This is a genomic window from Stutzerimonas stutzeri (assembly GCF_024448935.1).
GTDB lineage: Bacteria > Pseudomonadota > Gammaproteobacteria > Pseudomonadales > Pseudomonadaceae > Stutzerimonas > Stutzerimonas stutzeri_AO.
Genome location: NZ_JAMOIE010000015.1, coordinates 22,506 through 37,292, shown reverse-complemented (window position 1 = coordinate 37,292; position 14,787 = coordinate 22,506). Strand labels below are relative to the sequence as shown.

General features: G+C 59.1%; 16 protein-coding genes and 1 tRNA gene. 13 read left to right on the top strand and 4 right to left on the bottom strand.

Annotated elements, in window-relative coordinates:
- Window positions 1-86: 86 nt before the first annotated feature.
- Both lptF and lptG read left to right on the top strand, forming a co-directional pair.
- Window positions 87-1,208: an LPS export ABC transporter permease LptF gene (gene lptF, locus NA637_RS06640; protein WP_256071536.1), complete on the top strand. Its 1,122-nt coding sequence runs from the start codon at window positions 87-89 to the stop codon at window positions 1,206-1,208.
- Window positions 1,201-2,262, top strand: coding sequence for an LPS export ABC transporter permease LptG (gene lptG, locus NA637_RS06635; RefSeq protein ID WP_256071535.1), 1,062 nt, complete (start codon window positions 1,201-1,203; stop codon window positions 2,260-2,262). Before lptF ends, lptG begins: the two co-directional genes overlap by 8 nt.
- A gap of 127 nt (window positions 2,263-2,389) precedes the next feature.
- On the opposite strand, the gene NA637_RS06630 is transcribed toward lptG, so the two are convergent.
- From NA637_RS06630 to NA637_RS06620, 3 genes are all read right to left on the bottom strand, one after another.
- Window positions 2,390-2,887, bottom strand: coding sequence for an RDD family protein (locus NA637_RS06630; protein WP_256071534.1), 498 nt, complete (start codon window positions 2,885-2,887; stop codon window positions 2,390-2,392).
- A 99-nt stretch (window positions 2,888-2,986) separates the two neighbouring features.
- On the bottom strand, window positions 2,987-3,199 hold the full coding sequence (locus tag NA637_RS06625; protein ID WP_003284681.1) for a cold-shock protein: 213 nt from the start codon (window positions 3,197-3,199) through the stop codon (window positions 2,987-2,989).
- 442 nt (window positions 3,200-3,641) lie between these two features.
- Window positions 3,642-3,728: transfer RNA gene (locus NA637_RS06620), tRNA-Leu, on the bottom strand.
- 113 nt (window positions 3,729-3,841) lie between these two features.
- Here NA637_RS06620 and queA point away from each other — a divergent pair.
- From queA to NA637_RS06590, 6 genes are all read left to right on the top strand, one after another.
- Window positions 3,842-4,891 (top strand): tRNA preQ1(34) S-adenosylmethionine ribosyltransferase-isomerase QueA, encoded by a 1,050-nt coding sequence (gene queA / locus NA637_RS06615; protein WP_256071533.1) that lies wholly within the window; start codon window positions 3,842-3,844, stop codon window positions 4,889-4,891.
- Window positions 4,892-4,905: 14 nt separating this feature from the next.
- Window positions 4,906-6,021, top strand: coding sequence for a tRNA guanosine(34) transglycosylase Tgt (tgt, locus tag NA637_RS06610; RefSeq protein WP_256071561.1), 1,116 nt, complete (start codon window positions 4,906-4,908; stop codon window positions 6,019-6,021).
- Between the two features lie 41 nt (window positions 6,022-6,062).
- Window positions 6,063-6,392, top strand: coding sequence for a preprotein translocase subunit YajC (gene yajC, locus NA637_RS06605; protein WP_256071532.1), 330 nt, complete (start codon window positions 6,063-6,065; stop codon window positions 6,390-6,392).
- Window positions 6,393-6,459: 67 nt separating this feature from the next.
- Complete coding sequence (gene secD / locus NA637_RS06600) at window positions 6,460-8,328, top strand: protein translocase subunit SecD (protein ID WP_256071531.1); 1,869 nt, start codon at window positions 6,460-6,462, stop codon at window positions 8,326-8,328.
- A 12-nt stretch (window positions 8,329-8,340) separates the two neighbouring features.
- Entirely contained in the window at window positions 8,341-9,249 is a 909-nt protein-coding gene (gene secF / locus NA637_RS06595; protein WP_256071530.1) for a protein translocase subunit SecF, read from the top strand.
- A gap of 73 nt (window positions 9,250-9,322) precedes the next feature.
- Window positions 9,323-9,856, top strand: a complete 534-nt coding sequence (locus tag NA637_RS06590) for a glycine zipper 2TM domain-containing protein (RefSeq protein ID WP_256071529.1) — start codon at window positions 9,323-9,325, stop codon at window positions 9,854-9,856.
- 45 nt (window positions 9,857-9,901) lie between these two features.
- On the opposite strand, the gene suhB is transcribed toward NA637_RS06590, so the two are convergent.
- Entirely contained in the window at window positions 9,902-10,717 is an 816-nt protein-coding gene (gene suhB / locus NA637_RS06585; protein ID WP_256071528.1) for an inositol-phosphate phosphatase, read from the bottom strand.
- A gap of 153 nt (window positions 10,718-10,870) precedes the next feature.
- Between suhB and trmJ the strand changes: the two genes are divergently transcribed.
- From trmJ to iscU, 5 genes are all read left to right on the top strand, one after another.
- Window positions 10,871-11,647, top strand: a complete 777-nt coding sequence (gene trmJ / locus NA637_RS06580; RefSeq protein WP_256071527.1) for a tRNA (cytosine(32)/uridine(32)-2'-O)-methyltransferase TrmJ — start codon at window positions 10,871-10,873, stop codon at window positions 11,645-11,647.
- A complete protein-coding gene (gene cysE / locus NA637_RS06575; protein ID WP_256071526.1) occupies window positions 11,647-12,423 on the top strand; it encodes a serine O-acetyltransferase in 777 nt (258 codons plus the stop codon). The genes trmJ and cysE overlap by 1 nt, the downstream gene beginning before the upstream one ends.
- A gap of 183 nt (window positions 12,424-12,606) precedes the next feature.
- On the top strand, window positions 12,607-13,098 hold the full coding sequence (iscR, locus tag NA637_RS06570; protein WP_256071525.1) for a Fe-S cluster assembly transcriptional regulator IscR: 492 nt from the start codon (window positions 12,607-12,609) through the stop codon (window positions 13,096-13,098).
- A 30-nt stretch (window positions 13,099-13,128) separates the two neighbouring features.
- Window positions 13,129-14,343: an IscS subfamily cysteine desulfurase gene (locus tag NA637_RS06565; protein WP_256071524.1), complete on the top strand. Its 1,215-nt coding sequence runs from the start codon at window positions 13,129-13,131 to the stop codon at window positions 14,341-14,343.
- Between the two features lie 47 nt (window positions 14,344-14,390).
- Entirely contained in the window at window positions 14,391-14,783 is a 393-nt protein-coding gene (gene iscU / locus NA637_RS06560; RefSeq protein WP_256071523.1) for a Fe-S cluster assembly scaffold IscU, read from the top strand.
- Window positions 14,784-14,787: the final 4 nt, after the last annotated feature.

Genomic DNA, 14,787 nt, shown 5'->3' with positions numbered 1-14,787 from the left:
TCCAACGTCCTGTTACGGGCGGGCCGGCTGCTTGGTGGCTAGTTTGAGCGTAGCCGCCGGAGCCTGACAACCCTGGAGTGTCCGGTTTGATCGTCTTTCGTTACCTGTCCCGTGAGCTGCTGGTTACCCTGAGCGCTGTAAGTGCCGTGCTGTTGGTAATCATCATGAGCGGCCGTTTCATCAAATACCTGGCGCAGGCCGCACAGGGGCTGCTCGATCCGGGTGTGCTGCTGATGATCATGGGGTTCCGCCTGCCGGGGTTCCTGCAGCTGATTCTGCCGCTGGGCCTGTTTCTCGCCATCCTGCTGGCCTACGGCAGGCTCTACCTCGACAGTGAGATGACCGTTCTCTCGGCTACCGGCATGAGTCAGCGTCGCCTGCTGATCTATAGTCTGGCACCGGCTGCGCTGGTCGCCGGGCTGGTCGGTTGGCTGAGCCTCGGGTTGGCCCCGCAGGGGGTGGCCGAGGTGGATCGCATCCTCAATGAGCAGGACTCGCTGACCGAGTTCGACACGCTGCTGCCAGGTCGCTTCCAGACGCTGCGCGACGGTACCCGTGTGACCTATACGCGCGAGCTGACTGCTGATCGCACCGAGTTGGCTGGTGTGTTCATCTCCGAAACCAACCTTTCCAACGCCACGGGCGATAAGCGCGGGCTCTCCGTGCTGGTAGCCGAACGCGGACGCCAGGAAATCCAGCCTGACGGAAGCCGCTATCTGATTCTTGAAAACGGCTATCGCTATGACGGCAATCCAGGGCAGGCAAACTACCGGGCGATCCAGTACGACACCTATGGCGTGCTGGTGCCCAGGCCGGAGGTCAGCGTCGAGCTGAGCGAGCGTGAATCAATGCCGACGCTCGATCTGCTTGGGAGCGAGGATGTCCGCTTGCAGTCCGAGCTGCAGTGGCGCCTGTCTTTGCCGCTACTGGTATTCATTGTCACACTGCTCGCGGTCCCGTTGTCGAAGGTCAATCCGCGGCAGGGACGCTTCTTGAAGCTGCTCCCCGCAATCCTCCTGTACATGGCCTACCTCGCGTTGCTCATCGCCGCACGCGGCTCCCTGGACAAGGGCCGAATCCCCCCGGCCCTGGGGCTCTGGTGGGTGCATGGAATCTTCTTTGGCATAGGGATGCTGATGTTGTACTGGGAACCGCTGAGGCTTGCCATGAGTAAGCGCCGCAGCCTGTCGGGGGCCGCCCATGCGTAAGCTTGATCGCTACATTGGCAGCCATGTTCTGCTGGCGATTCTGACGGTGCTCGGCATCATTGTCGGTCTGGCCCTGTTGTTCGCCTTCATTGACGAATTGGGTGATGTGAAGGGTGGCTACGGCACGTTGAACGCCGCCGTTTACGTATTACTGACCACGCCATCGCGGATCTACGAGATGCTGCCTATGGCGGCGTTGATTGGCTGCCTGATTGGTCTTGGTGCGCTTGCGAGCAGTAGCGAGCTGACCATCATGCGTGCCGCGGGCGTGTCTTTGGGGCGAATCGTGCTGGCCGTAATGAAGCCAATGCTGCTGCTGTTGCTGATAGGGGTACTGATCGGTGAATACGTATCGCCTTGGAGCGAGAATATTGCACAAGCCAGCCGTTCCTCAGCGCAGGGCGCTGGTGAGGCGCAAAGCAGCAAGCGCGGGTTGTGGCACCGGCAGGGCGGCGAGTTCATCCATATCAATGCGGTGCAGCCCAGTGGTCTACTGCTCGGAGTGACCCGCTACCGTTTCGATGACCAACGGCAACTGCTGTCGGCGAGTTTCGCCCGTCGCGCGCGCTACGAGGGTGATCAGTGGCTACTCAGTGACGTCGCGACGACCCACTTTCGAGCTGATCATACCGAGGTGACCAAGTCTGCCGAGGAGCGCTGGGATGTGCAGCTGACGCCCCAGCTGGTCAGCACTGTGGTGATGGAGCCGGATGCATTGTCGATCACGGGATTGTGGCGCTATATCCACTATCTGGGTGAGCAAGGATTGAACAACGGCCGCTATTGGTTGGCGTTTTGGAGCAAGGTGTTGCAGCCGGCCGTGACGGTGGCGCTGGTTTTGCTGGCGATCTCGTTTATCTTTGGGCCGTTGCGCTCAGTGACGCTCGGCCAGCGCATCTTCACCGGTGTCATTGTCGGCTTCGTGTTCCGCATTCTGCAGGACCTGCTGGGTCCGGCGAGCCAGGTCTTCGGCTTCTCGCCACTGCTGGCGGTGGCGGTGCCGGCGGGCATCTGCGCGCTGGCAGGTGTCTGGTTGTTGCGGCGGGCGGGTTAAGGCAGCGGCAAGCTTCAAGCCATAAGCTTCAAGTAACAGCATGACAATGGTTTGGCATCCGCCCGCACGCTGATGCAGCTTGCAGCTTGCAGCTTGCAGCTTGCAGCTTGCAGCTTGCAGCTTGCAGCTATTTTTTATGGATGTTTTTCGGTAGCTGCACGACTTGGCTCTGCGAATAGATGTCGTGCCAGGTTCGGTGTTGCTTGTCCCAGAGCATCCACCAATAGCCCAATCCCAGGGCAAGCCAGGACATGATCGCAATCAGGAAGCGCAACAGGGCCTGCCACAGGTCGATGGCGCTGCCATCGGCGTTCTGGATGCGCACACCCCAGACCTGCATGCCGAGCGTCTGACCGTTATGCGTCCAGAATTTGGCAAAAAATGCGAACAGCGCGAACAGTAACAGTGTCGAGAGGATCGGGTCCATATCCAGGCCGCCTGCTTCCGCTACTGCTCTAAGTCCTTCGCTCCCATAAAAAAAACGCAAGATCACCTGCTGGTAGAAAAGCGTGACCACCATCATCAGTGCAATCGACAGAAAAGCATCGTAGAAGATAGCGGCGAGTCTGCGAATCAGGCCGGCGGCAGGAAACTGGCCCTGCGGGCTCAGCGGGTGGTTGCGCATGCTTGTTGTCTCGCTAGGGAAGGCGGTGGCGCATTTTACGAAAACGCGCGCATAAAAAAGCCCCTGATGCTGGTCATCAGGGGCTTTTCGGGGCGGGGCTTACTCCTGGATCTGAACCTGGTCTGCCTGCATGCCCTTTTGACCTTGCACTGCGACGAAGCTGACCTTCTGGCCTTCTTTCAGGCTCTTGAAGCCGTTGCCTTCGATCGCGCGGAAGTGCACGAACAGATCCGGACCGCTTTCGGGAGTGATGAAACCAAAACCTTTTTCGTCATTAAACCACTTGACGGTACCGTTCTGACGATTCGACATAGCTTTGTATCCTTGAAACTCAATAGTGGAAACGCCCCTGCATGTGCAGAAAGCGGAAACTGGTTGCAAGGAGTAAAGAGTCGAACGGATGTAGCGGATCTGAAGATCTACTGCATCAGGCCACGATTCAACAGCGACCCATGCAAACACAGTGGTCACACTCTACGATAACTCGCTGGGCGATGCCAAGCCCTTGGAGCCACAGAATTACGCTCACTGCAAGCGGTGCTTTCGGTGCTGTTTGGTGTTGCCGACATTCGTATTATTGCAGCTTGATTCAGCTGATGCGGCCAACTGTGTCGCCAGTACGAATCTGTTTTCCAATGATGCGTAAGGCTTGTATCGGCAGGCTGCTGTTGGCCCGTGGCAGGGGATGAAGCCGCGTGTTCAGCTGCGGTTCCCCCTTTACCAGAAGCAATAGCTGCCTCTGGTCACTGACTAATGGTGCCTCGAGAGAGACTCGAACTCTCACGTTGTTACCAACGGCGGATTTTGAATCCGCTGCGTCTACCGATTCCGCCATCGAGGCACAGTGGCGGCGCAGTATAGGGATGCATTGCGAAGCGGTCAATCGTCTGGCGTGGTCAGAATGAGGTGTTTCCGCTAAGCTTTGCGCCCCCGATGCCCGTGCTGATCTATTCAATGCAAGTCTCTGCTTTTTCCTTCGATCTCCCCGATTCGCTAATTGCCCGATATCCTTTGGCCGAGCGCCGTGCCAGTCGTTTGTTAACGCTCGATGGTCCGACCGGTTCGTTGGGCCACCACAGTTTCGTTGAGTTGCTCGATTATTTGCGCCCCGGCGACCTGATGGTGTTCAACGACACGCGGGTCATTCCGGCGCGCCTGTTCGGCCAGAAAGACACCGGCGGCAAAGTCGAGGTGCTTATCGAGCGTGTGCTCGAGGGTCGTCGGGTGCTGGCGCATGTCCGCTCCAGTAAAGCGCCCAAGGCCGGGACCAGGATTCATGTCGATGGGGGCGGCGAGGCGCTGATGCGGGCGCGGCAAGATGCGTTGTTCGAACTGGAATTCGAGGAAGACGTGCTGCCGTTGCTCGAGCGCGTCGGCCATATGCCTTTGCCGCCCTACATAGATCGCCCGGACGACGTGGCAGACCGAGAACGCTACCAAACGGTTTATGCGCAACGGGCAGGCGCAGTCGCTGCGCCAACGGCGGGATTGCATTTCGATACGGAGTTGCTGGCGGCCCTGCGTGACAAAGCTGTTGAGAGTGCGTTTGTCACGCTGCACGTAGGCGCCGGCACCTTTCAGCCGGTGCGGGTCGAGCGTATCGAAGAGCACCCTATGCATCGCGAATGGCTCGAGGTCGACCAGAGTGTCGTCGATGCCGTGGCGGCTTGCCATGCTCGCGGTGGTCGGGTGGTGGCCGTCGGGACCACCAGTGTGCGCTCGCTTGAGAGTGCCGCGCGCGACGGTGTGCTCAAGCCATTCAGTGGCGATACCGACATCTTTCTCTACCCAGGCAAGCCGTTTCAGGTTGTCGATGCGCTGGTCACGAACTTCCATCTGCCTGAATCAACCCTCTTGATGCTGGTATCCGCGTTCGCGGGCTATCCGGAAACGATGGCCGCCTATGCCGAGGCTATCGCCAAGGGTTATCGATTTTTCAGTTACGGTGATGCCATGTTCATCACACGCAATCCGGCCCCGCGCGGCCCCGAGGATTTTCAATGAGTCGTACCTGTCAGATGTCTTTCGAGCTGCTTGCCACCGAAGGCAAAGCCCGTCGTGGGCGTTTGACCTTCCCGCGAGGCACGGTAGAAACGCCGGCGTTCATGCCGGTGGGGACCTATGGCACGGTGAAGGGCATGCTGCCGCGCGATATCGAGGGGATCGGCGCGCAGATCATTCTCGGCAATACATTCCATCTGTGGCTGCGACCCGGTACCGAGGTGATCAAGGCGCACGGAGACCTGCATGATTTCATGCAGTGGCAGGGCCCGATCCTGACTGATTCCGGCGGCTTCCAGGTGTTCAGCTTGGGCGCGATGCGCAAGATCAAGGAAGAGGGCGTTTATTTCGCCTCGCCGGTGGATGGGGCCAAGGTGTTCATGGGGCCGGAAGAGTCGATGCAGGTGCAGCGTGATCTTGGCTCCGACATCGTGATGATCTTCGATGAATGCACCCCCTATCCGGCTGACGAAGACGTCGCGCGGCGTTCAATGGAATTGTCGCTGCGCTGGGCCAAACGCTCCAGGGTCGCTCACGGCGACAGTCCAGCAGCACTCTTCGGCATCGTGCAAGGCGGCATGCACGAGTCGCTGCGCAAGCGCTCACTGGAGGGGTTGTGCGCGATCGGCTTTGACGGTCTGGCGATCGGTGGGCTCTCCGTCGGGGAGCCGAAAGAGGAGATGATTTGCATGCTCGACTTTCTGCCGCCCCTGATGCCGGCGGACAAGCCGCGTTACCTGATGGGCGTCGGCAAGCCGGAAGACCTCGTTGAAGGGGTGCGCCGAGGGGTGGACATGTTCGATTGCGTGATGCCGACCCGCAATGCGCGAAACGGGCACTTGTTTACCGATGTCGGGGTGGTCAAGATCCGCAACGCCGTGCATCGGCACGACGATTCGCCGCTGGACGCAGGATGCGATTGTTACACCTGTAAACACTTCTCTCGGGCCTATCTGCACCATCTGGATAAATGTGGCGAAATGTTGGGCAGTATGCTCAATACCATCCACAACTTGCGGCACTACCAGCGCCTGATGGCTGGTTTACGCGACGCTATCCAACAGGGTACATTGGCGGCCTTTGTCGACGCCTTCTATGCCAGGCGCGGCCTGCCAACGCCGCCGCTTGCGTGACGAATCCATAACTAAACTGATCTCTGCAACAGGAGTGCTACATGAGCTTTCTGATTCCCGCCGCCTATGCTCAAGAGGCTGCCGCTGGTCCCGCTGGTAGCGGTTTCGAGTGGCTGTTCCTGGTCGGCTTTCTGGTCATTTTCTATCTGATGATCTGGCGCCCGCAGGCCAAGCGCGCCAAGGAGCACAAGAGCCTGATCGGCGGTCTGCAGAAGGGCGACGAAGTGGTAACTTCCGGTGGTATCGCGGGCAAGGTCACGAAAGTGTCCGATGACTTCGTCGTGATCGAAGTCTCCGATTCGGTGGAGCTGAAGTTCCAGAAGGCGGCGATCGCCGCAACGCTGCCCAAGGGCACGCTGAAGGCCATCTGAGCTGACCTCTACTCAACACCAACGACGGGGCGCGCAAGGCGCCCCGCGTCATTAGACGGGCTGCGTCATGCTCAATAGATTCCCCCTCTGGAAATACCTGCTGATAGTGGTAGTGCTTGGCATTGCCTTCATTTATTCGGCACCCAACCTTTATCCAGATGATCCTGCGGTGCAGATCACTGGCGCTGCGGCCTCGCTCAATGTCACTGAAGCCGATCTGGATCGTGCCAGCAAGGCGCTTGCCGAAGCCGGTATCGAGGTCAAGTCGGCGAGCCTGGACGAGCAGGGGCGAGGCGGTCTGTTGCGATTGACCGAGCAGGACGATCAGCTGCCTGCCAAGGACGTAGTGCGCCGGGCGCTGGGCGATGCTTATGTGGTTGCGCTCAATCTCGCACCCACGACCCCTGAGTGGCTCCGCGATCTGGGCGCAAGCCCGATGAAGCTAGGCCTGGATTTGTCTGGCGGTGTGCATTTCCTGCTCGAAGTCGACATGGAAAAAGCCATCGAGACCCGCCTCAACGTGTACGAGGGCGAGGTCAAGAGTCTGTTGCGCAAGGAGCGCGTGCGCTATCGCAGCCTCCCACAGCTGGAAAATGCAGTGCAGCTCGGTTTCGCTGACGAGGCCACGCTTTCTGCTGCCCAGTCGCTGATTCGCAAGAACTTCAACGATTTCGAGCTGACCTCCGCTGAGCGTAATGGTCAGCGGGTGCTGCGCCTGGCGATTACCGAGGCCAAGCTGGCAGAAGTTCGTGAATATTCGATCAAGCAGAACCTGACCACGGTCCGTAACCGGGTGAATGAACTGGGCGTTTCCGAGCCGCTGGTTCAGCGTCAGGGTGCCAACCGCATCGTCGTCGAGCTTCCCGGTGTGCAGGATACCGCTGAAGCCAAGCGTATTCTGGGCAAGACTGCCAACCTCGAGTTCCGACTGGCCGCCGAAGCCGATGCTGCCCGTGCAACCACCGAGAGCTTCGAGTTTCGTGAGGAGGGGCGTCCGCCTGTCCAGCTTGAGCGCAACCTGATTATTACCGGCGACCAGGTTACCGACGCCCAGGCCAGCTATGACGAGAATGGACGGCCCCAGGTCAACATCCGCCTGGATGGCCATGGCGGCGAGCTGATGAATCGCGCCACTCGCAACAATGTCGGGCGCAGCATGGCGGTTATTTTCATCGAGCAGCGCCCTACTACTCGCTACGTCAAGCAGATGGTCGACGGTGTAGAGCAGGAAGTTCGCGTCGAAACCTTCCAGGAAGAAAAGAAGATCATCAGTCTGGCGACCATTCAGTCGCCCCTGGGTAGCCAGTTCCGTATCACCGGTCTGGACGGTCAAGGCGAGTCGTCCGAGCTGGCATTGCTGCTTCGTGCTGGCGGCCTCGCTGCGCCAATGTATTTTGTCGAAGAGCGCACCATCGGTCCGAGCCTGGGCGCCGAGAACATCCAGCTCGGCGTCGAGGCGGCCATGTGGGGCTTCCTGTTCGTCACGGTGTTCATGGTGCTGATCTACAAGTTCTTCGGGGTGCTGGCTACGGTCGCGCTGTTGTTCAATATGATCGTGCTGACTGCATTGATGTCGATGCTGGGCGCCACGCTGACGCTACCCGGTATCGCCGGTATTGTTCTGACGATGGGCATGGCAGTCGACGCCAATGTGCTGATCTTCTCGCGCATCCGGGAGGAAATAGGCAACGGCATGTCGATCCAGCGGGCAATCCATGAAGGCTTCGATCGGGCATTTTCGGCGATCGTTGACGGCAACCTGACGACCCTGCTGGTTGGGGGCATCCTGTTCGCCATGGGCACCGGTCCGATCAAGGGTTTTGCCGTTACGCTCTCGCTCGGGATCATGACGTCCATGTTCACCGCCATCATCGTGACCCGCGCCATGGTCAACCTGATCTACGGTGGTCGCGATCTCAAGAAGTTGTGGATTTAAGGGGCTGGCACGATGAAACGCGTAATCAATTTCATGGGCGTACGTCACGTGGCGTTTGCCCTGACCCTAGTGCTCACGCTTGTGTCCCTGGCTAGTCTGGCGGTGAAAGGACTCAATTTTGGTTTGGATTTCACCGGCGGCACGCTGATCGAACTCTCGTATGAGCAGCCGATCGCTCTGGATCAGGTGCGCTCTCAGCTAGCGGGTTCCGGTTTCAATGAGGCCGTGGTTCAGAGCTTTGGTGCTACCACTGATGTCCTGGTGCGCATGCCGGGCGATGATCCGCTGCTGGGCGAGCGCATTGCCGAAGCGCTGAGAGGTGGCGAGGCGGGGAGTGCGGTAACGGTTAAGCGAGTCGAGTTCGTTGGGCCGGCGGTGGGTGAAGAGTTGCGGGATCAGGGCGGTCTGGGCATGTTGCTCGCCCTCGGTGGCATTCTGGTCTATGTCGCATTCCGCTTTCAGTGGAAGTTTGGCCTTGGTGCCGTGCTGTCGTTGTTCCATGACGTGATTCTGGTGCTCGGGGTGTTTTCCCTGTTCCAGATATCCTTTGACTTGACGGTGCTGGCGGCGGTGTTGGCAGTGATCGGTTATTCGTTGAACGACACCATCGTCATCTTCGACCGGATCCGGGAAAACTTCCGCATGCTGCGTAAGGCGGAGTTGCTCGAGAACATCAATATATCCACCACCCAGACACTGCTTCGGACCCTCGCTACCTCCGTGTCCACGCTGCTTGCGGTGGGCTCGCTGATGTTTTTCGGTGGCGAGAATCTGTGGGGATTCTCGCTGGCTCTGTTGATTGGAGTTGGTGCGGGTACCTACTCATCCGTCTACGTGGCTGGCATGTTACTGGTGTGGCTGAACCTGACGCGTGAAGATCTGATCCCCCCGGTTGTCGAAGAGGTGGACGAGCTCCCCTGATATTGAACTTCTCGCGGCCCGGCAGGTCCAACGCGTCGCCGCGGGCCTCGCCCGTCAGAAGAAGGAAGACGCAATGAGCAAGTCGATGCTGGTGGGTGCTGTTCTGGGGGTGGTTGTGGTGAGCGCAGGGGCTGCCTTTGCCACCTACACCTTGGTCGATCGGGGGCCTGAGTTTGCCAGCGTGCTGGCCGTGAGCCCGGTCAAGGAGACCATCCAGACGCCTCGTGAGGTATGCAAGGAGGTGACGGTCACGCGCCAGAGGCCCGTGCAGGACAGCAATCGTATTGCTGGCACGGCCATGGGTGCGGTCGTCGGTGGGCTGCTCGGTAACCAGGTTGGTGGCGGCAGTGGCAAGAAGATTGCCGCGGTCGCCGGAGCCGTGGGCGGTGGTTACGCTGGCAATCAGGTACAGGGCCGCATGCAGGCGAATGATACCTACAGCACAACGGAAACGCGCTGCAGTACGGTCACCGATAGCCATGAAAAAATCGTCGGTTACGAGGTGGAGTATGATCTCGATGGCAAGTCTGGGCAGGTTCGGATGGATCGCGACCCGGGTCCGAGAATACCGGTCCAGGATGGGCAACTGGTGCTGACGCAGCAGTGAGCGGATAAAAAAAACGCCCAGAAGGCGTTTTTTTAAGGCTTGTGGTTACCGTTTCAGTGCTGCAGTCAGATGAGGCTGGATGGCGGTAAGCACCGCTTTGAAGCATTTGGTATTGCCCGCGACGATCTGGCCTTTGTGCAGATATTCATGGCTGCCGCTGAAATCACTGACCAAGCCGCCAGCTTCTTGAATCAATAGCGCGCCCGCGGCCATGTCCCATTCGGACAGGCCGAACTCCCAGAACGCGTCATAGCGACCGGCTGCGACGTAGGCCAGGTCAAGACTGGCCGCGCCGGCGCGGCGAAGCCCTGCGGTTTGGCCAACCAGGCTTCGGAACATGTTGAGATAGCTATCGAGGTTATCCAGCTGGCTGTCGCGGAACGGGAATCCAGTGCCAAGGAGTGCGCCCTGCAGACTTTTCCGCGCGCTGACACGCAGGCGACGCCCGTTGAGTGCGGCGCCACGACCGCGGCTGGCGGTGAATTCTTCCTGGCGAACCGGATCGATCACCACGGCGTGTTCGAGGCGGCCACGGTATTTGCAAGCGATGCTGACTGCGTAGTGAGGTACGCCGCGCAGGAAGTTGGTGGTGCCGTCCAGCGGGTCGATCACCCAGAGATAATCTTTGCCGTCCCCGCTGCCTTCCAGCTGCCCGCCTTCCTCGCCAAGGATTCCATGATTTGGATAGGCTTTGCGCAGCGCGGCAACGATCAGTTGTTCGGCTGTGCGGTCGACTTCCGAGACGTAATCGCGCGCGTCCTTTTCGCTAACCGAGATCACGTCCAGGCGCTCGGTGGAACGAATAATCATTTCGCCAGCGCTACGGGCGGCGCGCAGCGCGATATTCAGCATGGGCTGCATCGATCAAATACCTGGTCGTTTAAAGAAAGCCGGCAATTCTATCAGAAACCTATGCGGCATGTTGCTCGGCAACGGCTCGTTCAGATGGTTAATGGCGAAGCTGCGGATCCTTCCTGTAAGCTTTCGGTCTGCTTTCTGATAGAAGAAAAAACCGTGTCGCTACAGAGCATTCGCGTGGTGTTGGTCAATACCAGTCACGCCGGGAATATCGGGGGTGCGGCCCGTGCCATGAAGAATATGGGCTTGTCCCGCTTGGTGCTGGTGGATCCGGAGGATTTTCCGAGCCCGAACGCAGTCGCTCGGGCCTCGGGTGCAACCGATATTCTCGACTCCGCGGAGATCGTTGCGACGCTCGAGGAGGCATTGGTGGGCTGCAACCTCGTGTTCGGCACCAGTGCGCGCGATCGCCGCATACCTTGGCCGCTGCTGGATCCGCGCGAAACCGGCGCGGTCTGTCTTGAGCAGGTCGAGCGGGGCGGTGAGGTTGCGTTGGTGTTTGGGCGGGAATACGCCGGGCTTACCAATGAAGAGCTTCAGCGTTGCCAGTACCATGTGCATATCCCGTCAGATCCTGACTTCAGTTCGTTGAACCTGGCCGCTGCGGTGCAGGTGCTCGCTTATGAAGTGCGCATGGCCTGGCTGGTGGCGAACGATCAGCCAACCAAGCAGGAGAAGCTCGAAACAACCTCGATGCTTGACACCCAGCCGGTTACGGCTGATGAGCTCGAGCTTTATTACGGTCATCTCGAGCGGACCCTGGTCGAAATCGGCTTCCTCGACTCCCGGAAACCCCGGCATCTCATGCCCCGCCTGCGCAGGCTTTACGGCCGTAGTGGTATAAGCAAGCTGGAGATGAATATTCTGCGCGGAATCCTCACCGAAACCCAGAAGGCCGTCCGCGGCGAACCCCACAAACGGAGAAATGATTGATGTTCGAAGGCATGCGCGAAGATATCCAGAGCGTTTTCCACCGCGATCCGGCAGCGCGTAACACATTCGAGGTCATCACCTGTTATCCGGGGCTGCACGCTGTCTGGTTCCATCGGGTGTCTCACTGGCTTTGGGTGAATCACTGCAAATGGCTGGCACGGATGAATTCGAATCTGGCGCGTTGGCTGACGGGCATCGAGATCCATCCGGGCGCGCAGATAGGACGCCGTTTCTTTATCGATCACGGGATGGGCATCGTCATCGGTGAGACGGCGCAGATCGGCGATGACGTGACGCTCTACCATGGAGTGACCTTGGGCGGTACAAGTTGGAGCAAGGGCAAACGTCACCCAACCCTCGAGGATGGGGTAATCGTTGGGGCGGGGGCGAAAATACTTGGCCCGTTTACGGTGGGTGCAGGCGCCAAGATCGGGTCAAATGCGGTAGTGACTCGTGCGGTTCCGGCCGGTGCTACCGCGGTCGGTATTCCGGGTCGGATTATTGCCAAGTCCGATGACGAGCAAGAGGCCAAGCGCAAGGCGATCGCAGAGAAGATCGGCTTCGATGCATACGGTGTGACCGAGGACATGCCTGATCCGGTAGCGCGGGCTATCGGCCAGTTACTCGATCATGTCCAGGCGGTCGAGGAGCGCATGGACGGTATGTGTAAGGCGTTGACCGCGCTTGGCAGCGATTATTGCGCAAAGCAGATGCCCGAGCTGCGTGAGGAGGATTTCGCTGAGGTCAAGCGGGCTGGGGAAGCGCCCCGCTCCTGAAAGTGCGGTAGCGCGGGCGAGCTGTTACGATGAATTCCTGTCTGCGTGCCTGTCAGTGGAGTCTCGCCCCGTAGCGATCAACCTGATACGGCCAAAGTCCGAGTGATTTAATGGGGCTTATAGTTGATCTAAATAGTCGGGTATTGCATACTTGCCTCAAACCATGATGCTTGGTGCAAACCGATGCGATTGACTACCAAAGGCCGTTACGCTGTCACTGCGATGCTCGACCTTGCGCTGCATGCGCAACACGGGCCGGTCTCCCTTGCGGATATTTCCGAGCGGCAAGGCATCTCGCTTTCCTATCTCGAGCAGCTGTTTGCCAAGCTCCGTCGTGGCAGCCTGGTGACCAGTGTTCGCGGGCCAGGTGGCGGCTATCAGCTCTCGCGTGAAATGGCGGGCATTCAGGTCGCGCAGGTCATCGATGCGGTCAACGAGTCGGTAGATGCAACGCGCTGCCAGGGGCTGGGTGACTGTCATTCGGGAGACACCTGTCTGACCCACCATCTCTGGTGCGACTTGAGTCAGCAGATCCATGAGTTTTTGACTGGTATCAGTCTGGCGGATCTGGTGATGCGCCGCGAGGTGCAGGAAGTGGCTCTGCGTCAAGACATGCGCCGCGCCAATGGCCAGACTCCGCAACTGGATAAGATTGAAACGTCCGCCGTCGAATGAGCAGGACGACAGCCTGATAGGAGATACCTGATGAAATTGCCGATTTACCTGGATTACTCCGCTACCACGCCGGTCGACCCTCGCGTCGCCGAGAAGATGGTCGAATGCCTGACTGCCGACGGCAACTTTGGTAATCCGGCTTCGCGCTCTCACGCCTTTGGCTGGAAAGCCGAAGAGGCGGTCGAGAATGCACGCCGTCAGGTCGCCGAGTTGGTCAATGCCGATCCTCGCGAAATCGTCTGGACCTCCGGCGCGACCGAGTCGGATAACCTGGCGATCAAGGGTGCAGCACATTTCTATGCATCCAAGGGCAAGCACATCGTAACCAGCAAGATCGAGCACAAGGCCGTCCTTGATACGACTCGCCAGCTCGAACGTGAAGGGTTCGAAGTAACCTACATCGAGCCAGGCGAAGACGGCGTGATCACGCCGTCAATGGTCGAGGCAGCGCTGCGCGACGACACCGCGCTGGTGTCCATCATGCACGTGAACAACGAGATCGGGACGATCAATGATATTGCCGCCATCGGCGAACTCACTCGCTCGCGTGGTGTTCTGTTCCACGTCGATGCCGCCCAGTCGACAGGGAAGGTGGAGATCGATCTGGAGAAGATGAAGGTCGATCTGATGTCCTTCTCTGCTCACAAGACCTACGGCCCCAAGGGTGTCGGTGCGCTGTATGTACGGCGCAAGCCGCGTGTACGTCTGGAAGCGCAGATGCATGGCGGTGGGCATGAGCGCGGCATGCGCTCGGGTACCCTCGCGCCGCATCAGTCGGTGGGCATGGGTGAAGCCTTCCGTATCGCCAGGGAAGAAATGGCGGCAGAGAACGAGCGCATCACCCGACTGCGTGACCGTTTCTACAAGCAGCTCGAGCACCTGGAAGAGCTGTACGTAAATGGCAGTATGACTGCACGGGTGCCGCACAACCTGAACTTGAGTTTCAACTATGTCGAAGGCGAGTCGCTGATCATGGCGCTCAAGGATCTGGCGGTTTCCTCTGGTTCGGCCTGTACCTCTGCTTCGCTGGAGCCGTCTTATGTACTCCGCGCACTGGGTCGCAATGACGAACTGGCACACAGCTCGATCCGTTTCACTTTCGGCCGCTTCACCACCGAAGAGGAAGTCGATTACGCCGCGCAGAAAGTCAGCGAGGCGGTAACGAAATTGCGTGAGCTTTCACCCTTGTGGGACATGTTCAAGGATGGCGTCGATATTTCGCAGGTCGAGTGGGCAGCCCACTGATTCGAACCGTCGAGTTCCGCATAGCCTGATTCAATGAGGATTGCACCATGGCATACAGTACTAAAGTCATTGACCATTACGAAAATCCCCGCAACGTCGGCAAGTTCGACGCTGAGGATCCTACCATCGGCACCGGCATGGTCGGTGCCCCGGCGTGTGGCGATGTGATGCGCCTGCAGATCAAGGTCAACGAGCAGGGCGTGATCGAAGACGCCAAATTCAAGACCTATGGTTGCGGTTCGGCCATCGCTTCCAGCTCCCTCGCCACCGAGTGGATGAAGGGCAAGACACTGGAAGAGGCCGAAACCATCAAGAACACCCAGCTCGCTGAAGAGCTGGCGCTGCCGCCGGTCAAAATACATTGCTCGGTACTGGCAGAAGACGCCATCAAGGCGGCCGTTCGCGATTACCGTGAGAAAAAAGGGTTGCCGCAGGCCTAAGGGG